The 1155-nt window shown below is 59.2% G+C and carries 1 protein-coding gene; it reads left to right on the top strand.

The window, feature by feature from the left end; translation table 11 throughout:
* Positions 1–1155 (top strand): virulence factor TspB C-terminal domain-related protein (locus GFB48_RS17130; protein ID WP_205597762.1); only part of this gene is annotated, 1155 nt, incomplete at both ends.

Here is a 1155-nt window from a genome sequence, read left to right as displayed (position 1 = left end):
GTGCTCGTGCTGCTGCTCTGCTGGTGGGCGTCGTCCGCGTGGGCTTCGACCATCCCGTTGATTCCGCCGCCGAACATCGTGTTGACGGGGACTGGGTATGTCACGACTGGTGCTGTGACGCTGTCTGAAGTTGCGACGGCTACCGAGATGCGTGCCGCGGTTGGCGCAGGTGCCGCCACGATCGCCGCAACGATGACGGTGGGTGAAGGGGCTGCTGCTGTTGCGCTTGCCGCGCTTCGTGCGATGCCCGCGATTGCGACTGCAACAACGTTGGCGTACTTGGCGCAGATCGGCATCCAGAAGTGCTTGGATGGTACGTGGTGCACGTCGAAACTGAGTGCGAATTCGGGCGACCTTGGTTTCAACGGCTATCAGTGGCGTTCGTGCGCTGGCTATTTTGATAGCCCTATAGCTGCTGGACAGGCATGTATTGCTACGCATTCTGATGCTGTTTTTGCGGGGTGTAGGCAGGGGGCATCGGTTGAGTCGTACGTCTGTACTGCCAATGATTCCAACGGGAGTTTTTCGTTTGACGCTGGTGTTTCGCGGCAATCGACGTGTGTGACCGGCTATGTTGTGACCGATGGTGCGTGCAAGTCCGATCCCAATGCGCCGAAGCAGGGGGCGTCGGATGCTGATTGGAATAAGGCGTTGACGTATCCGCTGCCCGCTGCTGTTGCTAGCGATATGTCCGCAGCTAAGGTGCCGATTCCGGTGAAACTCACGCCGTCCACCACTCCAGTCAACGTCAATCTGAGCGACCCATACGTTGATCCCGTTACAGGTAAGCGTTATCGCGATGTTGCTACGGTCACGCCAAATTCCGATGGCAAGACAGCCACGTTGACGACAGGTAAGCAGGAGGTGGATGCGAACGGCAATCCGGCGACGGATCCGGCGACTGGTAACGGCAAGGCTCCGGAGAAGCAGGACGACCAGTGCTCGGGCCATGAGACGCGCATGGGTTGTATCGAGCAAGGCGAGATACCGGATGGTCCCGATCTCAAGGAGCAGCAGGTCAACGTGAAGGTCACGCCGGACAGCGGTTGGGGCGCAGATACCGCACCGTGTCCGTCTGATCTAACCGCGTCCATTCACGGCATGCCGATCTCTTGGTCGCTCAAACCGGTCTGTGACGGTGCTGACATGTTCCGC

This window comes from Paraferrimonas sp. SM1919 (genome assembly GCF_010993985.1).
Lineage (GTDB): Bacteria > Pseudomonadota > Gammaproteobacteria > Enterobacterales > Shewanellaceae > SM1919.
The sequence above is the reverse complement of the archived record's forward strand: the minus strand, read 5'-3'. Positions and strand labels throughout refer to the sequence as shown.